Annotated in this window: 7 protein-coding genes; 3 read left to right on the forward strand and 4 right to left on the reverse strand. The window is 51.4% G+C overall.

The window, feature by feature from the left end; genetic code table 11:
• Positions 1-42: 42 nt before the first annotated feature.
• Genes B0H94_RS05110 through B0H94_RS05120 form a run of 3 tightly spaced genes read right to left on the reverse strand, consistent with a single transcriptional unit; the run spans position 43 to position 3,613 of the window.
• Entirely contained in the window at positions 43-1,926 is a 1,884-nt protein-coding gene (locus B0H94_RS05110; protein WP_106588179.1) for a PTS fructose transporter subunit IIABC, read from the reverse strand.
• A gap of 17 nt (positions 1,927-1,943) precedes the next feature.
• A complete protein-coding gene (pfkB, locus tag B0H94_RS05115; RefSeq protein ID WP_106588180.1) occupies positions 1,944-2,861 on the reverse strand; it encodes a 1-phosphofructokinase in 918 nt (305 codons plus the stop codon).
• Entirely contained in the window at positions 2,858-3,613 is a 756-nt protein-coding gene (locus B0H94_RS05120) for a DeoR/GlpR family DNA-binding transcription regulator (protein ID WP_106588181.1), read from the reverse strand. Before B0H94_RS05120 ends, pfkB begins: the two co-directional genes overlap by 4 nt.
• A gap of 111 nt (positions 3,614-3,724) precedes the next feature.
• Here B0H94_RS05120 and B0H94_RS14995 point away from each other — a divergent pair, with 111 nt between their 5' ends.
• The 3 genes from B0H94_RS14995 to B0H94_RS05130 all read left to right on the forward strand — a co-directional run bounded on the left by B0H94_RS14995 (position 3,725) and on the right by B0H94_RS05130 (position 5,477).
• Positions 3,725-4,051, forward strand: coding sequence for a hypothetical protein (locus B0H94_RS14995; RefSeq protein ID WP_146139922.1), 327 nt, complete (start codon positions 3,725-3,727; stop codon positions 4,049-4,051).
• The gene (locus B0H94_RS05125; protein ID WP_146139923.1) at positions 4,029-4,289 is read left to right on the forward strand and encodes a hypothetical protein; all 261 of its coding nucleotides are present in this window, start codon (positions 4,029-4,031) and stop codon (positions 4,287-4,289) included. Before B0H94_RS14995 ends, B0H94_RS05125 begins: the two co-directional genes overlap by 23 nt.
• Positions 4,290-4,361: 72 nt before the next feature.
• Entirely contained in the window at positions 4,362-5,477 is a 1,116-nt protein-coding gene (locus B0H94_RS05130; RefSeq protein WP_106588183.1) for an amidohydrolase, read from the forward strand.
• Between the two features lie 261 nt (positions 5,478-5,738).
• Here B0H94_RS05130 and B0H94_RS05135 read toward each other — a convergent pair.
• The coding region (locus B0H94_RS05135; RefSeq protein ID WP_106588184.1) for an IS3 family transposase at positions 5,739-6,195 on the reverse strand (457 nt) is incomplete at its 5' end.

Consider the following 6,195-nt stretch of genomic DNA (forward strand, 5'->3'; position numbering starts at 1 on the left):
TTGATAAAGCCCGAACCCGGTCCACCGGGTTCGGGCTTTTAGTTAATTTACTCGTTTTTTCCAGAAGCCGAGCATGAGGGCGGTTACAACGGCCCCGGCAAGAATGGCACCCATGTAGGCTAAGAAGCTTCCATCAACAAGCCATGCAACAAAAACGCCGCCGTGCGGTGCCTGCAGCCCAATGTTTAACAGCATAACAAGAGCTCCGGCTATAGATGAGCCAACGATAATGGATGGAATAACGCGTCCTGGGTCAGCAGCAGCAAATGGGATGGCACCTTCAGTGATAAAGGAGGCACCCATCACGTAGTTTGTTACACCAGCACTGCGCTGTTCTTTCGTAAATTTGGATCGGAAAAATGTTGTTGCAATTGCAATGCCAAGTGGTGGTACCATTCCGCCGGCCATGATAGCTGCCTGCGGGCCGAAACTGCCGGCATCAATCATGGCAATACCAAATGCGTAGGCGGTCTTGTTGATTGGACCACCCATGTCAACCGCCATCATCCCGCCGAGTATTAAGCCGAGCAGGGCTGCGTTCATGCCGGTCATGCCGCCGAGCATCGCTTCAAGATTCGCCATAAGTACGGCAATTGGTTCGATAATGACAAAGTGCATCAATAAGCCAACGATTAAAATACTGAAGAATGGATAAAAGAGGACAGTTTTCAAACCGTCAAGCACACTCGGCAAGTTGCGGAATACGTGTTTCAGCCATACAACGACGTAACCTGCGAGAAAGCCGGCAAGAATACCACCGAGAAAACCAGCGTCCCCTGTATGAGCCATATAACCAGCGATCATCCCTGGTGCAAGGCCCGGCCGATCGGCAATACTCATGGCGATGAAACCAGCAAGAATCGCAACCATTAGTTCAAACGCGTGGCCGCCGCCAATAGCATCTAAAGCACTTGAAATTGGACCTTCAGCATCAATGTCGAGGGCAAAAGCAAGAGCGATTAAAATACCGCCGCCGACAACAAACGGAAGCATGTGCGAGACACCATTCATTAAGTGCTTGTAAAATCCTTGGCCGACAGCGCGCATCCCGCCGGTTTCTTCTGCATCTTCTCCTGCCTTTTGAGCTTCTCCTGTACCTTCATAAATCGGGGCATCGCCGTTTAAAGCTGCTTCAATTAAGTCGCCGGGCCGGCGCATACCGTCCGTTACCCCTTTTTGCAGAACAGGTTTACCTTGAAAGCCGGCCATATCCACTTTAGTGTCAGCTGCGATAATAACAGCTTCAGCTTCCTGGATATCTTCAGCGGTGAGCCGGTTTTTTACGCCGTCAGATCCATTCGTTTGGACTTTCATATCGATGCCGAGTTCCCGTGCTTTATCTTTCAGCGCATCAGCAGCCATATGCGTGTGCGCAATTCCGGTCGGACATCCGGTTACAGCCACGAGTTTCCGTCGCGGTCCTTGGTCACCCTTTGTTTGCTGCGGTGTAACGTCCGCTTCATCCAGTTTTTCTTTTTCTTTCTGTTCGACAATGCGTAGGACATCATCAGCGTTTTGCGCTTCAGTCAAGCCTTGGCGGAATTCAGGGTCCATGAGCAGGGTGGACAGTCGAGACAGCGCTTGCAAATGATCTTCATTAGCGCCTTCTGCGGCGGCGATCATAAAAAAGTAGTGAACCGGTTCTCCATCGAGTGATTGGAAATCAATGCCTTCGGTGGACCGGGCAAAAGCAATCGCCGGTGTTTTTACAGCGGAAGTTTTGGCGTGGGGAATCGCAACGCCTTCTCCCATCCCGGTGCTGCTTTGATTTTCGCGGGCAAAGATGGCTTCGACAAATGTTTCTCGATCCGACAGCTTACCGGCTTGATCAAGTTGATTGGCAAGCTCTTGAATCATACCTTCCTTCGTGTCCGCCGCAGCGTTCAGCTGAATCGTCTCGGCAGTGAGAAGTTCTGTAATTCTCATATGACTAACCCCTTTCTTTAGGATAAATCCGTGATTTTAACTTCTTCAGCAAGTTTCTCTACATCAGCCTTTGCACCAAATCCATCTGAAAACGCCGTAGCAGAACCGGAGGCAACGCTGTAAGCAAGTGTCCCGTGGACGGAAGCAGATGCAAGCTGGGCTGCGAGGAATCCTGCAACTGATGAATCTCCGGCACCGACGGAATTCACTAATGCACCTGCCGGCGGCCGGGCATGTAACGCGCCATCCTGGGTGACGAGCACGGCACCTTCGCCTGCAAGTGATACGAGAACATGATTGATGCCATAAGTGGTTTGCAGTTTTTCAGCGTAATGTGCGGCATCTGAAATGTTGCGGATTTCACAGTTAAATAACTCTTCTAATTCGTGCTGATTCGGCTTTGCCATATCAGGAACAGCTTTTAGCCCGTGCTGAAACGCTTCGCCGCTTGCATCGAGGCAGATGTAAGCACCTTTGGATTTCGCTTCAAGAATCATCGTTTCATAGATATTTTGCGGAAGGGTCTGCGGTACGCTTCCGGCAAAAACGACCGTGTCTCCGGTGGTCACCCGGCTTAATTGGTCTTGAAGCTGCGCTTGGGCTGCTTCAGAAATGGCCGGGGACGGGGCGTTAATTTCAGTTTCGTTCTGCTCTTTCACTTTCACGTTAATCCGCGTGTCATCTTCAATAGGGGTGAAGCTTGTCTGTATGCCTTCACGCGTCAATCGATCCGTGAGCCAGTCGCCACTAAAACCTCCGGCAAAACCGAGGGCTGTGCTTTGTTCACCAAGGTTGTGCAGCATGCGCGAGACATTAATCCCTTTGCCGCCGGGTTCTTTCTGCTCGGTGTGCGCTCGGTTAACACTGCCGGTTGTAAGTGCATCAAGGCTGACAATATAATCTAAGGCTGGGTTAAGCGTCACTGTATAAATCATCCTTCTGCCACCTTTACGTTCGTCTGTTTGATGAGTTCGTTGAAAGTTTCATGATCAAGATCGTTTGTGGTAATAAAGTCTGCCGCAGCCAAAGGCGCAATTTTTGCAAACGACACCGTGCCGATTTTTGATGCATCGGCAATGACGTAAGCTTTGGCTGCTTGTGTAAGCGCTGTTTGTTTCACAGCACACTCTTCCGGGTCAGGTGTCGTATATCCGGCCGTCATATCCACACTATTAGCGCCGATAAAGCAGCGGTCAAAGTAGTAGCCGCTAAGTGTATCTACTGCTTTTGTACCGACAAGAGCAGCGGTAGTTGCTTTCGCCTGCCCGCCGGTAACGTACGTCGGAATGCCTGCTTGAATTAATTGCGAGACATGCGTTACACCATTTGTTACCACGGTTACTGAATTCCCAGCTAAAAACGGGATCATCTCAAGGGTTGTCGAACCGGCATCAAGAAAAATTGTTTCGCCTTCTTTCACCTGCGAAGCTGCAGCTTGTGCTACGGCTTTTTTCTCCGGCAAAGAACGGTCGATTTTTTCCGCCAGCGTCGGTTCTTCGCGGCGCGGTCGTGCGAGTGAAGCACCGCCATGCACGCGGGTAATTTCATACTGCTTTTCTAAATCACTTAAATCACGGCGCAGCGTCGATTCTGAAGCGCCGGTCAATTCACTTAAGTCATGTATCGAAGCGACTTCGTGTTCCTCAAGGTACGCGATAATTTTTTGCTTACGATCAATGCCCAGCATTGCTTCACCTCATTTTTTCAATGAAACTATCTTTATTGTAAACGCTTAATTAATCAAAATCAATCAAAAATAATCAAATTCAATCAAATTTGATTATAAACGATCAAACGTTTGAAAATTAAGATGAAAATAGAGTCGATTTATGCGCGGCAGTATGCGATTCGTGCGCGGCAGGGAGCGATTAGAGCGCGGCAGGGAACGATTTATGCGCGGCGCGGGGCGATTAGAGCGCGGCAGGGAGCGAATTATGCGCGGCAGGGGGCGATTAGAGCGCGGCAGGGAACGATTTATGCGCGGCAGTATGCGATTCGTGCGCGGCAGGGAGCGATTAGAGCGCGGCAGGGAGCGATTAGAGCGCGGCAAGGAACGATTTATGCGCGGCGCGGGGCGATTAGAGCGCGGCAGGATGCGATTTATGCGCGGCAGGGAACGATTTAAGCGCGGCGAGGAGCGATTAGAGCGCGGCAGGGAGCGAATTATGCGCGGCAGGGAGCGAATTATGCGCGGCAGGGGGCGATTTGAGCGCGGCAGGGTGCGATTAGAGCGCGGAGAGGAGCGATTAGAGCGCGGCGCAGGGCGATTTATGCGCGGCAGGGAACGATTTATGCGCGGCGTGGTGCGATTCATGCGCGGCAGGGAGCGATTCGTGCGCGGCGCGGGGAGCGTTCGCACATGACGCGCGGATCAGTTGACATCTTGTCGCAATATTCACATAATTAATAGAGATCAACGTAGAGGAGATGAGATTGTGCAGGCTGAAATTCAAGCGATGAAAGATGAAATCATGGACATATTCACGCATTTACATCAACACCCGGAAGTCAGCTTTCACGAGGAAAAGACGAGGGCATACATCTGCCAGCTGGCGGAGGCTGAAGGTTTAACGCCACAAACATTCAGCAGTCATTACGGTATCATCGTCGATGTAGGTGACCAACCTCCGGAAGTCGCGCTCCGCACCGATATGGATGCACTTTGGCAGGAATCGAGCGGCGTCATGCAGGCGAATCATTCCTGCGGTCACGACGCCCACATGACGATGGGGATTGCTGCCATGCTGTACTTTGCACGGCATGAGCGCGAGGCCATGTCGGTGCGCTTTATTTTTCAGCCTGCGGAAGAAAAAGGCGAGGGTGCTAAGCTGATGGTACGTGATGGCGCGGTGGAAAACATCACACATTTATATGGTGTGCATCTGCGCCCGGAGGCGGAAGTGCCGGCGGGTCAGGCCGCACCCGCCATTCAAAACGGGGCGGCTCAATTTCTTTATGGCACGATCGCTGGTGAAGATGCCCACGGTGCCCGGCCGCATCTCGGCGTGAATGCCGTGGAAGTAGGTGTAGCCCTCGTGCAGCGGCTGCAAAGTATACATACAAATCCGATGGTGCCGGCGAGTGCCAAGTTCACCCGCTTTGAAGCAGGCGGCGAGAGCCAGAATGTGATTCCGGGACGGGCGCGCTTTTCTTTGGATGTGCGGGCGCAGACGAATGAAGTGATGGAAGAGCTCATTGCCGGTGTTGAGAAGGGTGTTCGCGGTGTGTCTGAAGCTTATGGCACAAATATTACGCTCGAATACGGCGCTTCAATTCCGGCAGCGGAAATTCATGAAGAAGCGAAAGAGCAGCTGGCAGCAGCCATACGCGAAACGCTTGGAAATGAGGCGCTGCACCCGGTCGCTGTATCAAGCGGTGGCGAAGACTTTCATAATTACACGATCAAGCAGCCTGAGCTCAAAGCCGCTATGCTCGGCCTTGGCTGCGGCTTAACCCCAGGTCTGCATCATCCGGAGATGACATTTGATCGTGACGCGATGATAGATGGGGTGGAAATTTTAACACGGGCGCTACTTAGTCATACCATATAACGTCTGTACATGTGATGACGAAGAATTGGAACAGCATTTAAGGGATACGGGAGGACCCTAGCCAAACCGGGGCCGGAATTATGAAATATGGACCGTCTCCAAGCAAAAGAGAACCTGAATCTATAATAATGGATGGGATTGGACTCCTGTCAATAAAGTGGACACTATATGCCACAGATTGGCACATTTATAATCGTAATCTGCTGCTTAATTTTCTCAAAAAACGGGGCTCTCTCCGGGCTCTTCGCTTTCTCCCTGATCTTACGATACCGAGTGTGCTTCTTTGGTTATGGTGTACGCTGAATGTGCCTTTGTATACGCCATTTCAGCCTCCATTGGGCTGACGTAATTCAGAGAGGAGTGCATACGATGCTGGTTATAAAAGCGGATGTAGAAGTCAACCGCCGCATAGGCTTCCTCTTTTGTGGCAAAGGTCCGTTTGTGTAAAAACTCTTTCTTAAGCGACGCAAAAAAGCTTTCCATACAGGCATTGTCATACGGGTCGCCCTTCCGGCCCATACTGATCACGGCTCCGGCTTCCTCAAGCGTCTTCACGTACGCATTTGAAGTATATTGAGAGCTGCGGTCGGAATGGTGTACAAATCCTTCCTCCGGGCGGCGTCGGGCGATCGCCTCCCGGAGGGCATTTAACGACAGCCCGGCTTCCATGTGATCATCGATCCGGTAGCTGATAATCCGACGGGAGAACAGATCCATC

The sequence above is a fragment of the Salsuginibacillus halophilus genome (assembly GCF_003014715.1).
Lineage (GTDB): Bacteria > Bacillota > Bacilli > Bacillales > Marinococcaceae > Salsuginibacillus > Salsuginibacillus halophilus.